Consider the following 20,514-nt stretch of genomic DNA (forward strand, 5'->3'; position numbering starts at 1 on the left):
TCGGCAGCACTTTCGTTGCCGTTTGCGTTGGGTTCTGAGTTCTTCGAAATCGAAGCTGTTGCAATTTGTACCATACCCCCCTAGGGTATGCAACGAACTACTCGAACACCGTGAATTCACTCGAAGGAGATCCGATGCGCACCCACGCCGAGCGTCGGCCGACCGAGTTCGAAAAGCGCCCCTTTCCCGTGCATTTCCTCGCAGCACTGCGCCGATGTCGCAGTGGCTCGCTCATGACGCCACCCTGACCACGCAAGCATCACCTATACCCCGTACAGGTAAGGAATTCAGAATGTCCACACAACCGAAATCCACACGTAAGTGGTGGGCGTTGGCGTTGATCGCCGCCGCTCAGTTCATGGTCATCATGGACACGTCGATCATCGGTGTCGCTCTCCCCCAGATGCAGAGCGACCTCGGCTTTTCCCAGGAAGGCCTGACCTGGGTCTTCAATGCATACGTCATCGCGTTCGGCGGGCTACTCCTCCTCGGCGGCCGCCTGTCCGACCTGTTCGGCGCTCGCAGAGTGTTCTCCGCTGGTTGGCTGATCCTGCTGATCGGTTCCGTTGTCGCCGGTGCCGCCGGTAACGTGGCCGTCGAACTTGCGGGCCGCGCAGTTCAGGGCGCAGGCGCAGCACTCATCGCCCCCTCGGCGCTCACTCTGCTGATGATGCTGTTCGGCAGCACGCAGAAGGAAATGACCAAGGCGCTGTCCATCTACGGCGCTGCCGCCCCGGCAGGCGGTACGGCCGGCGTGTTCCTCGGCGGCGTCATCACCGAATACACCAGCTGGCCTTGGGTGTTCTATCTCAACATTCCCATCGCCGTCGTCGCGCTGATCGCTACCCCCTTCCTGATGCCGAACGCACCGGCACGTACCGGTTCGATCGATTTCCTCGGCGCACTGGCCGTCACCGCAGGCCTCGCTGTCGGAGTCTTCGGCATCGTCAGAGCACCTGACGTCGGGTGGGGATCCGGGCAGACCTGGCTGGCGCTCGCCGTTTCGGCCGCTCTGTTGGGCGCATTCGTACTGATCCAGTCCAAGCGTCGTGAACCTCTCGTGCGTCTGGGAATCTTCAAGGCGCCCAACCTCGGTGCCGCGAACATCGCTCAGCTCGTGCTCGGCGCCGCCTGGATACCGATGTGGTTCTTCCTGAACCTGTACCTGCAGCAAGTGCTCGGATACAGCGCCTTCCCGGCCGGTGCAGCGCTGCTGCCCATGACCATCTTCGTCATGCTCGGCATGATCGTGGTGGCACCACGGGCCATGGCGCGATTCGGCGCGAAAGCAATGATCGTGGCCGGATTGCTGGTACTGGGAATCGGATTGGGGTGGATGTCGTTGATCCGGCCCACCGGCAACTTCTGGGTCGACGTACTGCCGGCGTCGCTGGTGGCTGCTGCAGGTATGACGCTGGCGTTCATTCCCTCACTGGGTACGGCGATTTCGGCCGCACGCCCGGAAGAGGGCGGATTGGCCTCCGGCATCGTCAACGTCAGTTACCAGGTCGGCTCGGCTGTCGGTCTCGCGGTGATGACCGCGATCGCAGCGGTGTTCGGCGCCGATCAACTCGGTGACCTGACGGAGTTGACGAACGGGTTCTCCGCGGTATTCCTCGGTGCAGCCGCCATCGCCGTAGTGGGCGCAGGTATCACCGCGGTAGTCATGCGCTCGCCCAAGGTCGACGAGTCTGAAACCGCTAGATCCAGCGTCAATTCTTGACCAACTCCGGTGGTGGGTTCGGCCGGCGATCACCGGCCGAACCCACCACCGTCGGAACCACTTAGGACTTGTCATGCCTCGCCTTGCACCTCTCACACCGGCCACCGCTGTCGGCACATCCAAAGACCTTCTCGCCGAGCTCGTCAACCGTCACGGACAGGTCGGCGACATGGTCGCGGCAATGGCTCACTCGCCCGCAGTGCTGGGCGGCTATCTGGAACTCAGCCGCGCAATGAAGCGCGCGAAACTCAGCCGCAAGATCACCGAGCGAATCTCGATCGCTGTGCAGGTCCAGCAAGGTTGCGCCGTGTGCCTAGAAGCCCACGTTGCCGCCGCGCACGCCAACGGCGTCGAGTTGGACGAGATCGAGCGCGCCCGCGCGGGCACATCGGCCGATCCCGCCATCGCGGCGATGATCGACCTCGGACTTCGCGTCTATCGGGAACCTGCCTCGATTTCGGACGAACACATCGCGGGCCTTCGAGCGTACGGCTACGGTGATCGCGAGATCGCCGACGTAGTCGGAATCGTGGCCCTCAATATCCTGACCGGAGCTTTCAATCTTGTTGCGGGAGTGAAACCAGATGAACCGGACCGCTAGGACCGCACCGGAGCGGAACAGCATGCGTCTGTTCTTGATTCGCGACTATCGCCTGCTCTTCAGCGCCCAGATCATCGCGCTGTTCGGCACCGGATTGGCGACGGTTGCCCTGGGTCTACTCGCCTACGAACTGGCCGGACCCAGCGCCGGAGCGGTGCTCGCCACCGCACTGACGATCAAGATGTCGCTGTACGTCGTGATCGCTCCGCTCGCGGCGGCGTACGTAGACCGGTTGCCGAGACGGGCTTTCCTCGTCGCGCTCGACGCCATACGCGCAGCTGTTGTGCTCGCCTTGCCCTTCGTCAGCGAGATCTGGCACATCTACGTGCTGGTAGGCGTTCTGCAAGCTGCGTCGGCAGCGTTCACTCCCACGTTCCAGGCGGTGATTCCCGACATCGTGACCGACGAGGCCGATTTCACCCGTGCGCTGTCGGCGTCGCAGGTCGCCTACACGATGGAGAGCCTGCTCAGCCCCGTTCTCGCCGCGATCGCGCTTTCCTTCATGACATTCAACCTGTTGTTCGTCGCCACCTCCGTGGGCTTTGCCGTCTCGGCACTACTCGTGCTGGCCACTCGAATCCCCAACGCTCGTCCCAGCGCTCACGGAAAGGCGTGGGATCGGATCGCGTCGGGAATGCGAATCTTCGTGACCACGCCGCGACTGCGCGGCATCATGGCCCTCAATCTCGTGGTGGCAGCGGCCGGCTCGATCGTCGTCGTCAACACCGTCAACTACGTCCGCGACGAGCTCGGTGGAACCCAATCCGACGTGGCGTGGATGCTTGCCGCGTCAGGCACCGGCACGTTGGTAACCGCGCTGCTTCTACCGCGCGTCCTCGACAGAACCGCCGAACGAACAGTGATGACAGCAGGTTCCATTGTGCTGGCCTTCAGTGCCGGCGCCGCAGCCTCCCTCGCCGTGGCAGGAATATTCACGTGGATACCGACTGCCGCAGTGTGGGCACTCGTCGGCGCCGGGATGGCCATGATCGTCACACCGACCGGAAAGGTGCTTCGGCGCTCCGTCGAACCCGCAGGTATACCGGAGGTGTTCGCAGCCCAGTTCTCCCTGTCCCACCTCGCCTGGCTCGTCACCTACCCGATCGCCGGGTGGGTTGGTTCGAGCGCGGGATTTGCGGTCACCTGGACCATCCTCGCCGCCCTGGCCACAGTGGGAGCCGTTGCAGGGTTCGCACTTTGGCCCCGGGAGACGGGCACCGAGACGCCGGCATCATCGAGCGCTGTTGCGACTTACGAAACGACGCAAGGAGAATGCACCCTGGCCGCGACCCAGTGCGCCTGCGCTCGCTCCGTCTGATTCGGCAGCCTGCCCCCAAGGAATCCGGTTGCGCCGGCAGTGCCGAATCACTCTGCAATAGAACGAAATTCGATGGGCTGCAACCCGAAAAGTGCGTCCACACCATGGAACTCAAGGTAAATGGCAGACTCCGAAACCTCCGGAGAGATTCATGACCAGGATTTCTCCCTCGGGGGTTTCGTTTGGTGCAACCGTGTACGGGCTTCTAGCCTCGATCCCATGACGACATCCCCGCCTTCATCCCGCACCGTTGCCGGCCGCCGGCTTTCCGTCGCAGCGTTCGTGGCCCTCGTGATCGTATATCTCGCTGTCATTCAAGGATTAGGGTTCCTGCTGACCCGAGACGAAGAAATCAGCTACGCAGCTCCGACCGACATCGACCAGTTGTGGCGTTCGCTCATCGTGCCGGTCGGAGCGTCGTTCGTCCTCGCATACGGGGCAGTCGCATGCCTGCGATGGTGGCGTCCGGTGTGGATCGACGACCGACCGGTACAACGCTGGTTGATCGTCGTACCGATCATGATGGTCATTTCGATCGCTGTGGTCACCGACTACCCAGGTCTCGCCGACCAGGACCTCACGTTCGTTGCACTCCTTCTTCTTACTTGCCTTCTCGTCGGCCTCACCGAGGAGACGATGTTCCGAGGAATCGGAATCACCTGCTTCCGCAGCAACGGCTTCTCCGAAAAGAAAGTTGCCCTGTGGAGCACCGTCATCTTCGGGTTGGCGCACTCGACCAACCTGTTCTCCGAAGGCCCCAAAGCTTTTCTCCAGGTGTTCAGCACCATCGTGGCCGGCTACTTCTTGTACATCATTCGGCGACGTACCGGGGGCCTGCTGATACCCGCCGTGGTGCACGGCTTGTGGGACTTTTCCTTGATCTCCGGTATGACGACCCCGGATCATTCGTACCCGCTCGCGATTGTCGCCGTACTGACCATGCTGGCCCTGGCGATCGTGCTCTTCGTCCGCCGCAAGCACATCGAACCTCACGATACCGAAGCCGCGCGAGGCCGTCACGAAACATCGAACACATAAAATCGTTGCTGCAATGAGAAATTGAAGGGATGGGGGCATCTACGACGATGCCCAAGCGATCGAGCAGATCACGAGTTCTTCGGCTACCGTCAGTCGATCTGACAGCGCGCCACGTGACCTGTCTCCACCATTCGGCACCGTAGGACCGCGGCGCGGAGTAACGGCGCAACTCATTCACTGCACTGACGGAAGAAAGTGGTGGTGCAGGCATCGCCTGCACCACCACTTTTTACTCAGCTCGCGTTGGCATACTTCCTGGGATTTGCGTCGAACCGTGGTCCACAACCCTTGCAGCAGAACCAGTACCGGTTGCCTTCGTAGTCACGAAACAGGCCCTCGGCCTCGGCACGCGTCTTTTCGATCACGCTACCGGGCATGACTCGACATTCGACGAGTTCGCTACTCCCCGAGTTGAGTAGGTCTTCTCCACCGGGTGGCATCGCCGTACCGACAGCGCCTACAGCACCGTTGTCGTCTGTCGTCGGGGTATTGCCACAGCCACAGCTACTCATTGCGATTCCTGTTCTCTAACGGACGGACGTGACCCGGGAAGCGAGCTCACACATTCCGAGCATACCCCCTATAGGTATGTGAGCCAGAAACCATAGTAGAGCCCTGTCGACATTTCACTCCTCTCGATCATGTAAGCCACTGCAGGAGAACGAAGAATCGATCACCAAGCCCTCACTCGCCTCCGACGCCACAAGGATGCGACATTGATACCTATAGGGGGTATAAGTTAGGTCAGTACACAGACCATACCCACGAGGTCTTCGACGAAGAGGCTCAATGAAGAACTGGAAAGCAATCGGTGGCAGCCGATTCGCCGTAGTTGGAGCTTTGCTGTTGGTCGGCGCGCTCTGGGGAAGCTCGTTCCCCCTGGTTGCTGTGGCGGCACCAACTCTCGGCGCCGTCGGCACGACGCACGGCCGCTTCATTGTTGCAGCGTTGGTTCTCGCGCTGATAACGGCTTCCAGCAGATCGACCTGGCGTGCGGTCGGTTCCCGGTTTCCCGCATTCCTACTGCTGGCAGCCCTCAACGTCGCCGGCCCCCTCACCCTCGTCGCAACTGCGATCGTCGGCCTCAACTCGTCGATGGCGTCGATCCTGAATGCCACGACGCCGATGTTCACCGTGTTCGTTGCCGCGTTCTGGCTTAGGCAAAAGATCACCTGGCGAAAAGTCTCGGGTGTCGCGATCGGCATTGCCGGCGTCTCGGTGCTCGTCGGCGGGATTCCGTCAGCGATCGACAGTCGCGCAATGCTGGCCATCGGCGCATCTTTGACTGCGGCACTGCTGTACGCAGTCGGTGGTGTCTACACACGAAAATCGTTCCAGGGCACCCCACCGATGACACTTGCCCTCGGCCAGCAGCTTGCCGCGGTTGTCCTACTGGTACCTGTGTCCGCCATCGCTCCCCCGCCGGGGCCCGTGACCGTCGGTCCACTGATCGCAGTGACCGCCCTGGGACTGGGGGCTACCGCCGGTGGCTACCTGGTGTACTTCTGGATAATTCGCCAGGCGGGTCCTGTCGCGGCGTCAGCCGTCACTCTTCTGGTTCCGATTTCGGCGTCGGCCATCGGAGTGCTGTGGTTGAACGAGCCTGTCACCTTCGCGCTCGTCAGCGGGCTTGTCATCATTCTTGCCGGAGTCGGCCTGCTCCTGGATCTTCCACCGACACGGGGTCCGTTGCGCAGTGTTCCTCCGGAGCAGGTGGACAGCGCCGGAGAACGGTCGGTCAGCGGGTGATCGGGGCAGTCCAAAGACCCACCAGCGCGTCGACGAGGTCGGTGGTGAAGTCCTCCCACGACGTGACCTCGTCCGGCCCTGATTCTGCAAGCGCGCGCTCACGTTCGGCGAACATGTGCACGATCGCATTTCGTCCGATGTCTGCGCGGGCACGTCGAACACTCATCGGCATGTCAGTCAGACAGGCCGAAAGTCCACGAAGGGTCTCCTGAAGAGTGGGCGAGGCCAGCACCTCGTCGTAGACGATCTTCCGCAGGACCGGATCGGTGAGAATCTGCGCGCTGAACCGCGCGTACCACGTCGGGCCACCCATTTCGGCGTAGTGATCGGTCGACGCCCGAACCAGACACGAAATCCAGTCACGAACATCCTCGGACCCTTCGATCTCACGCAGCAGTTCACCACGCTTCTTCTCCACCTGCCGGGAATGTTTGTTCACGATCGCCCGGACCAGATCGGTCTTGGTCCCGAAGTGATAACCGACGGCGGCGTTGTTGCCCTGGCCCGCCGCCTCACTCACCTGACGGTTCGACACCGCGAAGACTCCGTGTTCGGCGAACAACTGCTCGGCGACGGCGAGGATGCGGTCTCGGGTTGCGGCAGAACGCGCGGAGTTTGCCGCGCCGCCGGCGTCGGCCGTCGCATCCTCAGTCCTCGTAGTCATGTCCACCATCATCCTCGACCGTCCGAAATTGCTCGGCACCGGAGACGTTCGTCACGATCGCCGGCGCACCCTTCCATTGAGTCAGTCACTTGATTTAACTTTAGTTCAAGCAACTGACTTAAACCATAATTCGTTCTTCCTCCGATGGAGTTACCGCAATGTCGTCAACCACTTCTCCACCACCGACAACGCCGCCACAGACGACGAAGTCACCAGCCACCACGGCAGTGGTGGCTGTACTGGCGTTTTCCGGCATCGTCGTCTCGCTCATGCAGACGCTGGTCATCCCGATCATCCCGCACCTGCCCGAATACCTGAATGCGCCGGCGTCCGATACCGCGTGGGCTGTGACCGCCACGCTGCTCGCCGCCGCCGTCGCCGTCCCGACCATGGGCCGCTTGGGTGACATGTTCGGCAAACGCCGTCTGCTCCTGATCAGCATGGCGCTGTTGGTGACCGGTTCGGTGGTCGGCGCACTCAGCTCGAGTGTGATCCCGCTCGTTGCGGGCCGAATCCTGCAAGGCCTTGCCGCCGGCGTCATCCCGCTGGGTATCAGCGTGATGCGCGACGTGCTTCCGTCGAAGAAGCTTGCCGGCGCCGTTGCCATGATGAGCGCTTCGCTGGGAGTCGGTGGCGCTCTGGGTCTTCCGATCGCGGCTGTGATCGCGGAATACGCAGACTGGCACGTTTTGTTCTGGGCATCTGCAGTTCTCGGCGCACTCGCGGCCTGCCTCGTTGTCGTCCTGGTCCCCGAATCGACGGTTCGCACGGGTGGCACGTTCGACTTCGGCGGGGCAATCTCGCTTTCGGCAGCCCTCATCGCTCTACTCCTTGCTATTTCCAAGGGCGGCGACTGGGGTTGGACGAGCACGCTCACGCTTTCCCTGTTCGGCACCTCGATCGTGATATTCGGATTCTGGGCCTGGTGGGAACTACGTACCCCCAAGCCCCTTGTCGATCTACGCGTATCCATCCGCCGCCAGGTGCTCTTCACCAACCTTGCATCCATCGTGTTCGGATTCGCGATGTTCGCCGCCAGCATGGTCTTTCCCCAGGTCGTCCAGTTGCCTGAAGTCACCGGTTACGGCCTCGGCGGTTCGATGCTCACCGCAGGTCTGGTCATGGCTCCCTCCGGCATCATCATGATGCTCATCTCTCCGCTGTCCTCACGCATCACCAATTCGCACGGCCCCAAGGTGACGCTCATGCTCGGCGCCGTTGTGGTCGCAATCGGTTACGGCATCGGTATTTTCGCCATGCACTCGATTTGGGAACTGGTTGTGATCGCCGTGATCATCGGTGCAGGCACCGGTATGGCTTACGGCGCAATGCCCGCTCTCATCATGGGCGCTGTTCCTCCGTCCGAGACCGGCGCAGCCAACAGCTTCAACACCCTGATGCGCTCCCTCGGTACATCATTCGCCAGCGCCATCGCGGGTGTCGTCATCGCCCAGATGACCATGTCCATCGGCGGGGCAACGCTGCCGTCGGAGAACGCTTTCCGCGTCGTCATGGCTCTCGCTGCCGGATCCGCCGTCATCGCGCTCGTCCTGGCCGGCTTCCTCCCTCGGTTCAACAGCTCCAACTCCCGCAAGGAGATTGGTAGCGATCACTCCGATACCTCCCCGACCACGTCGAAGGAATCCGTCCCGACGCGCTGAGCCAGCGAGCAAGACGCATTGTCGGCCCCGGCGGAGTTCAACTCCGCCGGGGCCGACGCGTTCGAGGCGTTTTGCGGTTGATACACCTGCGGACGACAGTTTCGTGACATGCTCCGTTGAGATGAGTGCTCGTTCGATACTCGGGGAAAGGATGCCGCGATCGCCGCTCCTCGTGCTGACGTCGCCCTTGCCGTCGCCGCTGCTGCCGTCCTCGGCATAGGCGTCGGTGTTCTACTTGCCGATGTCGTCGCCGGCCTGGCTGCAGGTGCGGGTGCCGCGGTGGTATTTCGGTTTGCACTTCGGATGATCAATACCCGAAAGTGAGCGTTAGCGGGTGGTCTACTTCAAGACCCGGATCGCCGAGCCCGGAAGGATTCCGCTCGAAGGTGGGTAGATCGACGTTGCTCCGTTGAAGAACATGTGAGCGGGTGTCGTCGACACCGGAAGCAGGTCGATGTCGTTGAACAATGCCCGCTCACTTTCCTCCCAGATCTTGCAAGACTCGTCGCCGGGAAGAAGCGAAGCCTCAGTGGACAATTCGATGTACTTCTTGTTGTCGAGGGAAGCGAAGTTCACTCCTTCGGGCTTCGGCGGGCCGGTGAAGTACTTGGCAAAGATACTCGGCGTATCACTCCCCAGCGTCAAACCGATGGAAACGTCCCACGACGACAGGTCGGTGGTGCTGAACGTGTTGGCGATGACGAAACTGTAGTCGCCGCCGGTCAGTTTCACCTTCGCACCCAGTCCTTCCCACTGGGTTGCCACGTATTCCGCGGCGGCAGAGTTCGTATCGCGCGAGTTGTTGAAAATCACGTTGAGTGCAAGCGGTCGCCCGTCCTTCGTCAGGACGCCGTCGGCCCCTGCCTTCCAGCCGGCGTCGGACAACGTCTTCTTTGCCGCGTCGACGTCGAATTCGGGGATCGTTCCTTCGACACTGTTGTAGTCGCAGGCAAGGGGTTCCGAAACCGCAAGGGCGCGTGCGCGGGTTCCTTTTCCGCCGGTGGTGATCTCGGTGTAGTCGTCCAGATCGACTGCTTGAACGAGCGCCTGCCGCACAGCGCGGTCCGACGTGGGTAGAGACGCGAAATGATTGAAGATGAACTCGCCGGACAACGTGGTGTAGGTCTTCGAATCCAGACCTGCGGCCAAGACTCGTTCCTCGTCCGAACCTGTCACTGCCGCGGCATTCACTCCGCCGGTGAGAACAAGATTCGCGGTCGTACTCGGATCGGTGACAATCTTGATCGTCACCGTCTTCGGTACCCCGAGAGTGTCGGAAGTGGTCTCCCCGTTCGGACTCCAGGTGTAGCCGTCGCGGCGTTCCATCGTGATGTGATCGTTGGGAACAACTTCGGTGACCTTGAACAGACCCGTTCCGTTACTACTCGAACGGATACTGGCCGGGTCGTCGAGCGTCGCAGCGCACGGCAGCCGCAACGCGCCGATTCGAGAGAGCAAGAAGGGTGCCGGTTCGGCTGTAGTCACCGTCAGTTCGTCACCGTCCGCGGACGCGACCGTCGACAACGGTACGGTGGAGCCGCGTAGCGGTGAAGCGTTTTCAGGGTCCATGACCCAGTTGATGTCATCGGCCGCGGTCTGTGCGGTGAAGGAAGTGCCGTCGGCGCACGTAATACCCTTCTTGAGCACGAACTTGAGTGTGTTCCCTTCTTCACTCCAGCTTTCTGCCAGATACGGACGCACAGTGCGTGTTTGCGCGTCTATGTCGATCAACGAATCGTACGAGTACGCGTTCACGATCTGAGTCGACGTAAGGTTGGTGATCAGAGGGTGCAGATTTCCGGGATCGGCGTTGATGACGGTCGTGAAACTGCCGTCCTGTGCATACTCACCGACCGAACCTTCGGGACTGGATGCGCCGCCACACCCGGCCAGGGTGAATACGCCAACGCTGATAACTGCTGTCGCGGAGACAGAACGGGCTTTCATACGAGCCGCCATCTACTAGAAGTTGCCATGGCGACAATCGTGCGGGACTGACGTGGTCTGTATCTCGTTGAAGTGCCCCATACAGTCGGTCGTACTCTGTTCGATTGTCACTATCGACCGAGCGAGCGCAGAGGCTAAGTACGACGCTGTCGTTGACGGCTAAGTACGACGCTGTCGTTGACGACTAAGTAGAACGCTGTCGTTGACGGTGATTCGCGACGTTGATTCGATTGCCGCACAACGCAGGCATGCAGTAGCGGCGTCGCCCTCCCCGACTCGTATCGACGAACACCCCGTTGCATGTCGGCGACGCGCATGGGCGGAATCGTTCGTACCCCAATGTGCGCAGAGTTCCCAGCAACGAGTATCCGATCGACAACGTGAGTTCACCCGCGAGATCGATTGTGCCGTCCGGTAGTGCATTCCACCGATAGTCGTCCTGGGAATCAGGCACGAGCCGAACGTGATGCGGGACGGTTTGCAGGAGTCGATGAGTGCGATCAACGAGCTCGTCGCAGGTCGGAGCATCGAGAATCGAACGAATCTCCTCTCTGAGCGCCTGCACGTCGGCAAGTTCACCGCGGGTAGGCCGACGCCCGTTGGGGAGCGCATCCGGCGAGAGTCCGTGTTCACCGAGTAGATCGTGAAGCGCCTGAGGGTCAGGCAACGCGTCCCCTGCCTCCACCCACACTCGGGGTGAGGTATTGACCAGGTCGGTCGCGAACGACGCACCGGCGACGTAATCGTCTAAAACTACTTGCATCCCTTACCGCCCTGCTTTACCGTAATTGAATAACCCAACTTTACACCTTACGAAGGCGGCGGGATGGAACACTGCGTAGACCACAGACTGCCGGAGATACTCCTCGACACCCATCACCGTTTGCGCCGCGCCGGCACCGTGGCATCGGAGACACCCATCGTCGCCGCCGATCTCTACTGGTCGATCGGCGCACTCGCCCAATGCCTGGCCGCAATGGACGAGGTCATTTCGCAACTTGGCACCAACGCCCGAAAGCAGTTGCGAAGCGGAAAGTTCGACGTCGAGAGCGGGCCGTTCGCAGGCGAACCCGACGCCGCCCTACTCACCGCGATTCTCGCCCTCGCCAGAGCGTCGAGCAGTTGCGAACCAGTGCAGACGGCAATCGGCAATGCGCAGATCGCGGTCAGCGATCTCGTCGCCACAAGGCACATCAGAGCCTGACACACGCCGCAAGCGTCCCGACTCAGTAGAAACTGTATGGTTGGTTTTCGGGAAACCTCCAAGTACATCGAACAGCAGGAACCGGGTTATCACTGTGAGTGCAGGGACATCGACCATCTACGAGGACAGGACGGTCCGGATCGGCGATCAGGGCGTCACGATCCGCCACTACTACTTTCCGTTTGTCAGCAAGTTCGTTCCGTACTCGCAGATCGAAACCGTCGACCTCGGCGTCATGTCATGGCTGAGTGGACGCCTACGAATCTGGGGAACAACAGATTTCAGCTCGTGGTACAGCCTGGACCTTTCACGCCCGTGGAAGGAGACCGCAGTGGTACTCACCCTCGCCGGTCGCGGAGCGCCTTCGTTCAGCCCCAAAGATCCGGATCGTGTCGAGACCGAAATCCGAAGTCGCATCGGATCACACGCCGCGAACTGACTAGCTGAACTCGGATTCGACGGTGACGATCTCACTCCAGTCGGTTCGATCGAACAACCGCGCCAGTGCAGTGAACAGAACTTCCGGGTCGATGGCGCTCTCAGCTGAGTGCACACCGACCCGATCAGAAATCGTTCCGTCGGCCAGCCGCGACACCACCTGAGCAAGGCCGAGCGCCAAGGGGATTCCGGTTGCACCGGCCATGTCCGACAGCAACTCCGATACCGATGAATCATCAGCGATCCGTGCCACGACGCGCGTCTTTCGTCCATCGAGCACCCCTGTGGCCGAGGCGAAGAACGACGGCAACGATCCGTGGTCGGCGCGCGTGAGCATGCGAGGCGCAGCACGGATCATCCGACTGAGCGAGGGTTTGCCCAATTCTTCAGCGGCCGAGTCGAGATCGATTCTGCCCTTGTCGATATCCGAACGTAGAACGTCGAGAAACGCAACGGTTTCCGGTGTGATCACCATCAGATTTGCCGAATGACCTGAGGGGCGGAAGGTTCGATGAAACATCACCGGCTCCGGATGCCCGACCACGTAAGCGTTTCCGCGGCGTCCGCCGGGCAGTTCCAGTGAGATGGAACGCAACGGTGCTTCTTTGACGATTCGTCCCGCACGAACGACCGGCACCTTGCCGCTGATCTGCTGCATCCAGTGAACGGCGGCTGCACTCAATGTGTCTACCGACTCGTCCTCGCCTTCGACATCAACCGGCCAGGCTGTGTACAGGTCGTCGACCACGTCCAATCGCGAGACTGCCATCGCGGCCAGGAGATTACTCATCCCGGGACTTGCGCCCATGCCCACTACCGCACAGATTCCGGCTTCCCTGGCAGCGCAATTCAATTCCAGCATGTCGACGGCCGGTTCCCAGTCGTCGCAGATGTCGAGATAGTGAGTCCCGGTCTCGATCGCTGCCTGGAGAATGCCGACACCGAAACGGAAGAACGGGCCGACGGTATTGATGATCACGTCTGCGTCGTCCAACAATTCACGTAGCGTGCGACCGTCTGTGACGTCGATGCTGCGCGCCTCGACTTGCGCTGATGCCTGAGCCAGTTCAACTGAAAGACGATTCGCAGCATCGATATCACGATCCGCGACTACTACGCTGCCGATTCCCGGCAATGTTGCAGCCAGTCGAACTGCTGCCGAGCCCATCGCACCGGCGCCGCCCAGTGCGACAACCGTAATTCCGTCAGCCATGAATTCCCTCCAAGAATGCAGTCTGATCCGCTAGATAGCCAGGAGCGAAGATCGAACGGGGAGCAAGAACGGCTACCAGAGCCGACATCACTTCCGAGTCTTCGAGGTTCTTGTCCACAATCGAATGGGTTGCGTCGGGATACTTCTCGACCACCAATTGCCCTGGAGCGTCGAGCACTTCGCGATACACCCTTTCGGTGTCTGCCACGTCGACGTTGACGTCTTGTCCGCCGATGATCAAGAGCACCGGAACCTTCACGGTTTCGAGATCGGCTCGCGCATCCGATCGGTAGTTCTTTCGGATGAAGTTCCATCGGTCTTCGGTGAGACCGTCGGCCTCGCCGGAGGCCACGAGATCGCCGAACGTTGCATCACGGGCCAACTGATCCAAGTTCTTCGCACGATCGACCCGCGCTTTCTCGAATTCGTCGGCCGACGCATTTCTCTCGGAAAGTTCGGCAAGAGTATTGAATTCGCCTTGTTGGAGCCAGTTGATCGCCGGACCCACGGCAATGACGAACGCTACGTCCGGGTCGAGGTTCACCACCTTGGGCATCACCCACCCTGCCTGGCTCGCACCCCACAGACCGATACGAGACGGATCGATGTCCGAACGGCCCCGTGCCCACTCGATTGCCGCTTCCGTTTCCGCCGCCCGATCGTCCATGCTCTGATCGAGCCAATTGCCCGGTGCCCCATTCACCCCCGGCTTGTCCCAGGAGAGTGACGCGTACCCGGCCTTGGCGAACGCCTCCCAGACCGGCCTGTAAAAGGTCTCGTGTGTTGCATCGACCGGCCCGTCTCCGTGGACGAAAACCACGAGCCCGAAGGGACCGTCACCGTGTTCGGGCAGTGCAAGGACTCCCTGGAGCGGCACCGATCCCCCGGAGATCGTCACTTTTTCCTCACGGATGTCATAGGTGTTCTGGTACAGCGTCCAGCCCACCAGACCCACGATCAGAACAACGACCACTGCCAGGGAAGTAACCATCCACCTGCGTAAACGATGGCCACTCTTCCTCTCACTCACCGATCCGACTGCCATCTTCCCGCCTAACGTACGAATTTGAAACGATCGTATTGCATTCGATAGTACAGTTATGGGCGAAGATGTCGAGAGGCGAGGAAAGGACACGGCAATGACGGACAGGGACGTCGATGTGCCCACGAGGATCTTGATCGAGGGTCTACTGCGCACAGACGGAACTGTCGACGGGCGCACCCTCTATGCCACCGCCGACGCCCTCGACAAAACAGATCAACAGGTTCGGCTGTGCATCAAGCGGTTGGTCACCGAGGGGAAGTTCACTCAGGAAGGTCGCGGGCGGCAGGCCACGCTACGAGCAACGCCGAAAGCCGTGCGCGAGATGGAACCCGACGTCGAATTCGTTCGACTGGCCTATCAACAAGATCGCAACACTGCGACACCGTGGGACGGGTATTGGCATCTGGTCGGATTCGCAATTCCGGAGTCGTCACGGAAAGCACGAGATGCGCTGCGCACCAGGGTCGTATACCTCGGCGGCGCGCTCGTCCAGGGCGGTCTGTACGTCTCGCCGCACACCTGGGAACCGTACGTTCTCGATGCGGCCGCCGAACTCGACGTCGAACAGCACCTGTCTTCTCTCACCACTCGGGATCTGAAGGTGGGCAGGCTCGAAGACCCCGTGAAAATTGCCGCACAGTTGTGGCCGCTGGACGAGATCGCAGCCGGATACGAACGGCTGCTCGACGTAGCGACTGTGCGCCTGGAGAAACTGCAGAACACTCCGGGCACCGATGCTGTCACGATGACCATCGAACTCGCGGCGGAATTCACGCGAGCTATGGAGCCGGACCCTCTGCTGCCGCCGGAACTGCTGCCAACCAACTGGATCGGCACGCGGGCGCGCTTCGTCACGGCACAGTGCTGGGCGCTTCTGGCACAGGTGGACGGTGCAGACGAATTACCGTCGCTGTTCCACCTGTACGCAGATGCGATCGGTGATCAGGACGCGAGCGTGCGCTGACGGGGCGGCAGTCCGAAACGACCGAGCACTTCGTCGACTGCGGTGGACGGTGTGACAAGTCCGCGATCCTGGAGCCACGGAATGGTGCTGTCCACCAGATGTTCGAGTGTGCGGGGCAATGCGAGGGGGAGCAACGTAACGCCGTCGGCGACCTCGGCAGCTCGGATATCGGCGATCAAACTGCCGAGCCCGGAGGGTGTTCCGACGTAGTGAAGCGAAACCGGGACCCGCGGAGCAGTCAACGCACTGTCCAACTGTGCAAGCTCTTTTCGGGCGGAGCGAGCTTCCGGTGCGATCAGAATCTCGAGATCGACCAGCACTGCGACACTGTCGGGATCGCGGCCTTCTTCGGCGACAGCAGCACGGATCCGGGCGCGTTCGAGCTGCGCCTCACGCAGATCCGCAGCGCGAATCCGAACCACATTGGTAGGGAATGAAGCCAAATCGAGAGCCCTGTCGCTCTCGGTGAGGTCCACCCAGTAGTCGCCGCCGATGATCGGCAGGTTTCCTGGTGCGCCCTCAGCGGCCGGATGGTGACCGGATCCGGTCAACTCGACCGCCACGTGCAGAGAATGCGAAGCGAGTGAAGACATGTGTGACCTCCGAAAATCAGAAAAGTGTGGGATGAGCGAGACGAATCGTCAGCTCGAACACATTCCTGACGAGGTACGGCACAGATCGACATGACGACGGCACCACTGACCGAGAGTGATGCTCACTCTCGAAGGGGTGGCGGGAAAATCCGCTGGTGCCATGGCTGCCATGCTAGTTGTCCATTCGAGTTTTCGGGGACCGAGCTCAGCTCAGACGCACTCGGCTGCGCCGGCGTTGTCGTCGGCAGCTCCGAGGAAGGGGCGGGTCTCGGGCACGGGGTTCCACGCTCCGGCCGTCTTCGCGTACTTCCAATCACGCTGATTCGAAACCAGGATGTTCACGGCGTCGACCAAGCGCGTCACGTCGTCCGAGCTGCTACCCAGCCCGAGGCTGGCGCGGACGGCGCCGCCGGAGAGACCGAGGCGCGCGAGAACCGGGTGTGCGCAGAAGCGACCGTCGCGAACTCCGATGCCGTGTTCTGCGGACAGGAATGCGGCGATCTCGCCGGCTTCGAATCCGTCGACGGTGAAGGTGACGATTCCGACGGCGTCCGGTGCGTCGTTCCACAGTCGCACCAACGAGACTCCCTCGATGGCGGACAATCCGTCGGTGAGCTGCGCGGTGAGTGCCTTCTCGTGCTCGGCGATGACGTCGAAGTCCAGGGCGTGCAGGGTTTCGCATGCGGTCGCGATTGCTGCCGCACCGAGCACGTTGGGGGAACCGGCCTCATGACGTGCAGGCGCGCAAGCCCATTCGGTGGACTCGACGGTCACCTCACGCACGGCGCCTCCGCCGGCGAGGTAGGGCTGAGCTTCGTCGAGCCAGTCACGGCGTCCGACCAGTACGCCGGCGCCGAACGGCGCGTAGAGCTTGTGGCCCGAGAACGCCACGTAGTCGACGCCGCATTCCTGCAGGTCGATGCGACGATGGGGAGCCAATTGAGCAGCGTCGACGAGAATACGTGCGCCGCAACGGTGCGCGATGTCGGCCAAGCGTGCAATCGGCAGGATCTCGCCGGTCACGTTGGAGGCGCCGGTGATTGCGAGCAGCGCAGCAGGCTTGGTGCACAGTTCACCGATCAGACGCTCGATCGTCTCTTCGATGGTGTCTGCAGCGGTGACGATACGAGCGTCGTTCCACGGCAACAGGTTTGCGTGATGCTCGACGTCGAGGACAACGGTGCTGCCGGGGACGCACTGGGCCAGCAAGTTGAGCGAATCGGTGGTGTTCCGGGTGAAGACGACGACCTGATCGTCGGCACAGTTCACGAAACGGGCAACGGATTCACGAGCGTTCTCGTAGGTGAGCGTGGAGATCCGGGACGCGTACCCGGCACCGCGGTGAACACTGGCGTACGTCGGCAACAACTCGGCGATACGGTCGGTGACCTGGGCCAATGCCGGCGCGCTCGCGGCGTAGTCGAAGTTGGCGTAGGAGCATTCGCCGCCCTGAACCAGCGGAACCTGCAGGTCGGCACCCGAAACCTTGGCGATCGGAGCGGTGCAGCAGGTGTCGGCACTCAATACAGCAGTCATCGAAGACAATCCTCACGTTCAAGGACTCGTTCGTCGGGAGATGGCCCCGGAAGAGTCCGCGCTTGCCGCATTCGTTTTCGAACGCAGCCGGGTCGTCACCCGGAGCACCCCACCGCGGAGGAGGGTTGCCGACCAGCAAGCCGGGGCTGAACACTGGTACTCGTGACCTGGCAACGAGGATGGCAGGAACCTCCCGTGCTTGTCAAGACGAAGCTGGGAAGACCGTCGTCACGGCGCGATCGTCCGACAGGCGAGGTGGAGCGCAAGCCTGGTTTCCGGATCGGCCAGATCCACCGAGAGAAGTCGCTGAATTCGATCGATACGACTCGATACGGTGTTGCGGTGCAAGCCCATTCGAGTGGCGGTATGAGCCAGAGACGATTCTTCGTCGAGGTACGTCGAGAGCGTCTCCAGCAACTCCCCACTCGCATCTCGTAGCGGCGCGAGCAGTGCTGCGGCCGCGGGCTGAAACGTGTCGGTTCGCGTCCACGCCAGTAGCAACTGCGCCAACCCCAGGCGGTCCACGTGCAGGAATCGGCCCGTTTGTGACCGGGAACCGGCGAGCCGAGCGGCATCCCCCGCCTCCGACAGAGACGCTCCGATTCCGGCTGGCCCATCGTGCGCGCGTCCCACTCCCACCCATGTCTCCATGGTGGGCCCCAATCGGGCTTGACCTGCACGAATACTCTCGGCAATCCTGGTGATCGCCTCCGGACGCGGCTCACCGGGCAGAGTCGTCCACGCCGCCCAGCCGTCAGCCTGTTCGACGACGGTGGCGTCGATTCCCTCGGCGGCGAGGGCGTCTGCAACTTCACTGCGCCTGGCGACCAGGTCGACCTCACCCACCGCCAGGACTTTGATGCCGATGTGCCATCCGTCCAGCACCCAACCCGCGTCGAGTGCGCGCCGGAGTAGTCCGGGTGTGGCATCTGCGGACGTGTCGATCAGTTCACCGAGCAACGCGCTGCGCCGGCGCGCTTCACGCTCGTCGACCATGCGTGCAACGGCCAGGCGGTGCCCGACAGCCAACGAGGCAACGTCGAGAACCACTGAGAGAGAAGCCTCTTCGACGCTCTGTCGCACCGGAAGCAGTACAGCCAGCCAGGGCTCTCTGGCCGCGCCGGACGTCACCGGGCACGCGATCAGGACCCCACCGGAGTCCAACTCGACGGTGGTCGGTGCCCCACGACCCGACAACGTACCCGCGCCTGCACGATCAGCCTCTGACAAGAGCTCAGCGCCCCTCAGCGGACGTCCGGACGAGTCCAGGAGAATGAACGAACGCTGAAAGGTGTTCAGTAACACCGACAGAAGATTCTCGACGCTTCCGCCGGCTCGTTGGCCCGCGTGTGTCGCCCGCAGTACTGCGTCAGCCATCACCGCACGCGAATTCGAGAGAAGATCACGAAGATCCACGCTGAACTGCCAAGGGTCGGAGACGCCGAGCACCACCAGTCCGAGCCGATCCGCGAGCAACGAGAGACTCACATCCTCGGTCGCACCACTGTGAACAGCGACTACCTGGCACCCGGTCGCTGCCGTGCGTCGAAGGAGCGCATCGAATCTCCACTCCCCCACATCGATTCGATCGAGAATCACCAGAACCGATCCCGAACCCGCCGCACCCGACACTGCCTCCGCCGACTGTGCCGATTCGCCGGTGAGTGCCCCCACTGTCGTGACGACGGGGTCGCCCTCGCCCGCGAGTCGATACAACCCGACAAAGACCGGGTTGTTCAGCAACGCCGAAACACTCGCGCTCATCGCGCCTCCATCAGCACCGCGTCATGGTCGATTCCGAACGCCCGCGGGCCGACAACCTTCAATCTGCCCACCTCGTCCGCCCACCACGGTGGGCCGGGCAGGACCAAGACAGCTACATCCTGACCCTGGTGCACGGATTCACACGAGACGAAGGCACCGGTCCGGACGTCGAGCAGCGTCACGATGTCCGGGCATGTTGCGATCATCTCGCCATCCAACGCGACGGTCAGGAATTCACTCTCGAATTCGACTCGCATCACCGCAGAATCGTGTTCGAGAATCACGTTGCCTCGACGATCGTCTGCGCCCGGGCGGCTACGACGCACCGCACGCACTCGGCCTGTCCCCAGCACCCGCGCTCCGGCGCTTCCGGCGATCTCCTGCCAACTGCCGAGGGCACCGATGTGCTGCCCCAATTCGTGCGCTCGGGAGAGAGTTCCCGGAATACAGGCCTCCCGCACGGTCCGCGCATCGATCGACGCGATCGCCAGAGCTCCCCAACCGCTGGTTCGCCCGATCAGAGAGCGCACTGCTACCTCGGCGCCCAGCACATCCACTCCGTCAATAACGGTGATCAGGCCGCCTGGCTGGGCGAGGGTGACCGGGCACAATTCCAATCCGGCTGCGGCGAGAGAGAAGTGATCGAGCCGCGGCATCGCCCGACCGAGCAGGTCCGCGTCGACGACGGGAACTCCCAACGCCAGCGCCGCCGCAATGCCGGAAAGAGCGTTGAGTCCACCGCCTTCGAACGTCATCACTGCGGTCGGACGCTTCCCGGTCCACCGAGTCAAAGCTGCTGCAGTATCGGAAAACTCACGCCCGGATGGCAATTGCTCCTCCAAAGCCAGAGCCGATCCAACGATTCCCACCGGCATGACCAGTGCCCCGTCGGGCAACTTCTCCGGCGCGATGACCTCTACCGAAGTGGACGCAATGAGTGGACGAAGCATCTCCACGAACAGGCGTGGATCGCCGCCCCCGCCGCAGCCCAAGACCACCGCCCCCGCTGCGATCGCGTCGAGGTCGGCCTCCCGGACCGCGTGCAGGCTGCTCACG

At 61.9% G+C, this 20,514-nt stretch carries 19 protein-coding genes and 1 riboswitch; of the genes, 9 read left to right on the plus strand and 10 right to left on the minus strand.

Annotation, left to right across the window (positions count from 1 at the left end; genetic code table 11):
• Positions 1 to 292 precede the first annotated feature (292 nt).
• From V3587_RS12260 to V3587_RS12275, 4 genes are all read left to right on the plus strand, one after another.
• Positions 293 to 1,723: an MFS transporter gene (locus tag V3587_RS12260; RefSeq protein ID WP_095970775.1), complete on the plus strand. Its 1,431-nt coding sequence runs from the start codon at positions 293 to 295 to the stop codon at positions 1,721 to 1,723.
• 73 nt (positions 1,724 to 1,796) lie between these two features.
• Positions 1,797 to 2,324 (plus strand): carboxymuconolactone decarboxylase family protein, encoded by a 528-nt coding sequence (locus tag V3587_RS12265; protein ID WP_124569005.1) that lies wholly within the window; start codon positions 1,797 to 1,799, stop codon positions 2,322 to 2,324.
• Complete coding sequence (locus V3587_RS12270; protein ID WP_283376452.1) at positions 2,308 to 3,642, plus strand: MFS transporter; 1,335 nt, start codon at positions 2,308 to 2,310, stop codon at positions 3,640 to 3,642. Before V3587_RS12265 ends, V3587_RS12270 begins: the two co-directional genes overlap by 17 nt.
• Before the next feature lie 219 nt (positions 3,643 to 3,861).
• Positions 3,862 to 4,680, plus strand: a complete 819-nt coding sequence (locus tag V3587_RS12275) for a CPBP family intramembrane glutamic endopeptidase (protein ID WP_283376451.1) — start codon at positions 3,862 to 3,864, stop codon at positions 4,678 to 4,680.
• A gap of 233 nt (positions 4,681 to 4,913) precedes the next feature.
• On the opposite strand, the gene V3587_RS12280 is transcribed toward V3587_RS12275, so the two are convergent.
• Positions 4,914 to 5,192, minus strand: a complete 279-nt coding sequence (locus V3587_RS12280) for a YHS domain-containing protein (protein WP_124569008.1) — start codon at positions 5,190 to 5,192, stop codon at positions 4,914 to 4,916.
• A 277-nt stretch (positions 5,193 to 5,469) separates the two neighbouring features.
• Here V3587_RS12280 and V3587_RS12285 point away from each other — a divergent pair, with 277 nt between their 5' ends.
• Complete coding sequence (locus tag V3587_RS12285; RefSeq protein WP_283376450.1) at positions 5,470 to 6,429, plus strand: DMT family transporter; 960 nt, start codon at positions 5,470 to 5,472, stop codon at positions 6,427 to 6,429.
• Here the strand turns inward: V3587_RS12285 and V3587_RS12290 are convergent.
• Positions 6,419 to 7,093, minus strand: a complete 675-nt coding sequence (locus tag V3587_RS12290; protein ID WP_095973444.1) for a TetR/AcrR family transcriptional regulator — start codon at positions 7,091 to 7,093, stop codon at positions 6,419 to 6,421. The two genes, V3587_RS12285 and V3587_RS12290, sit on opposite strands and share 11 nt — an antisense overlap.
• A gap of 158 nt (positions 7,094 to 7,251) precedes the next feature.
• On the opposite strand from V3587_RS12290, the gene V3587_RS12295 reads away from it, so the two are divergent.
• Positions 7,252 to 8,754, plus strand: a complete 1,503-nt coding sequence (locus tag V3587_RS12295; protein ID WP_283376449.1) for an MFS transporter — start codon at positions 7,252 to 7,254, stop codon at positions 8,752 to 8,754.
• Positions 8,755 to 9,093: 339 nt separating this feature from the next.
• Here the strand turns inward: V3587_RS12295 and V3587_RS12300 are convergent, their stop codons facing one another.
• A complete protein-coding gene (locus V3587_RS12300; protein WP_095973445.1) occupies positions 9,094 to 10,701 on the minus strand; it encodes an ABC transporter substrate-binding protein in 1,608 nt (535 codons plus the stop codon).
• A gap of 184 nt (positions 10,702 to 10,885) precedes the next feature.
• Positions 10,886 to 11,464, minus strand: coding sequence for a CGNR zinc finger domain-containing protein (locus V3587_RS12305; RefSeq protein WP_095973416.1), 579 nt, complete (start codon positions 11,462 to 11,464; stop codon positions 10,886 to 10,888).
• Positions 11,465 to 11,527: 63 nt separating this feature from the next.
• Between V3587_RS12305 and V3587_RS12310 the strand changes: the two genes are divergently transcribed.
• Both V3587_RS12310 and V3587_RS12315 read left to right on the plus strand, forming a co-directional pair.
• A complete protein-coding gene (locus V3587_RS12310; protein WP_283376448.1) occupies positions 11,528 to 11,905 on the plus strand; it encodes a hypothetical protein in 378 nt (125 codons plus the stop codon).
• 94 nt (positions 11,906 to 11,999) lie between these two features.
• The gene (locus V3587_RS12315) at positions 12,000 to 12,344 is read left to right on the plus strand and encodes a hypothetical protein (protein WP_095973418.1); all 345 of its coding nucleotides are present in this window, start codon (positions 12,000 to 12,002) and stop codon (positions 12,342 to 12,344) included.
• Here the strand turns inward: V3587_RS12315 and V3587_RS12320 are convergent, their stop codons facing one another.
• Together V3587_RS12320 and V3587_RS12325 are read right to left on the minus strand one after the other, a co-directional pair.
• A complete protein-coding gene (locus V3587_RS12320) occupies positions 12,345 to 13,556 on the minus strand; it encodes a saccharopine dehydrogenase family protein (protein WP_283376447.1) in 1,212 nt (403 codons plus the stop codon).
• Positions 13,549 to 14,547: an alpha/beta hydrolase family protein gene (locus V3587_RS12325; RefSeq protein WP_283376446.1), complete on the minus strand. Its 999-nt coding sequence runs from the start codon at positions 14,545 to 14,547 to the stop codon at positions 13,549 to 13,551. Before V3587_RS12325 ends, V3587_RS12320 begins: the two co-directional genes overlap by 8 nt.
• 109 nt (positions 14,548 to 14,656) lie before the next feature.
• Between V3587_RS12325 and V3587_RS12330 the strand changes: the two genes are divergently transcribed.
• Positions 14,657 to 15,565, plus strand: coding sequence for a PaaX family transcriptional regulator C-terminal domain-containing protein (locus tag V3587_RS12330; protein ID WP_095973420.1), 909 nt, complete (start codon positions 14,657 to 14,659; stop codon positions 15,563 to 15,565).
• On the opposite strand, the gene V3587_RS12335 is transcribed toward V3587_RS12330, so the two are convergent.
• From V3587_RS12335 to V3587_RS12350, 4 genes are all read right to left on the minus strand, one after another.
• Positions 15,544 to 16,158 carry a hypothetical protein gene (locus tag V3587_RS12335; RefSeq protein ID WP_124569017.1) on the minus strand — a complete coding sequence of 205 codons (615 nt, stop codon included), beginning with the start codon at positions 16,156 to 16,158 and terminating at the stop codon, positions 15,544 to 15,546. The two genes, V3587_RS12330 and V3587_RS12335, sit on opposite strands and share 22 nt — an antisense overlap.
• Before the next feature lie 210 nt (positions 16,159 to 16,368).
• Positions 16,369 to 17,694: an aminotransferase class V-fold PLP-dependent enzyme gene (locus tag V3587_RS12340; protein ID WP_095973422.1), complete on the minus strand. Its 1,326-nt coding sequence runs from the start codon at positions 17,692 to 17,694 to the stop codon at positions 16,369 to 16,371.
• Positions 17,695 to 17,747: 53 nt separating this feature from the next.
• Positions 17,748 to 17,862, minus strand: a riboswitch (SAM riboswitch).
• A 60-nt stretch (positions 17,863 to 17,922) separates the two neighbouring features.
• Complete coding sequence (locus V3587_RS12345; protein WP_283376445.1) at positions 17,923 to 19,458, minus strand: PucR family transcriptional regulator; 1,536 nt, start codon at positions 19,456 to 19,458, stop codon at positions 17,923 to 17,925.
• Positions 19,455 to 20,513, minus strand: a complete 1,059-nt coding sequence (locus V3587_RS12350; protein ID WP_283376444.1) for a DUF917 domain-containing protein — start codon at positions 20,511 to 20,513, stop codon at positions 19,455 to 19,457. The genes V3587_RS12345 and V3587_RS12350 overlap by 4 nt, the downstream gene beginning before the upstream one ends.
• Position 20,514 lies beyond the last annotated feature (1 nt).

Origin of the sequence: Rhodococcus sp. IEGM 1306, assembly GCF_036541985.1 — a bacterium.
Taxonomy (GTDB): Bacteria; Actinomycetota; Actinomycetes; order Mycobacteriales; family Mycobacteriaceae; genus Rhodococcus_F; species Rhodococcus_F qingshengii.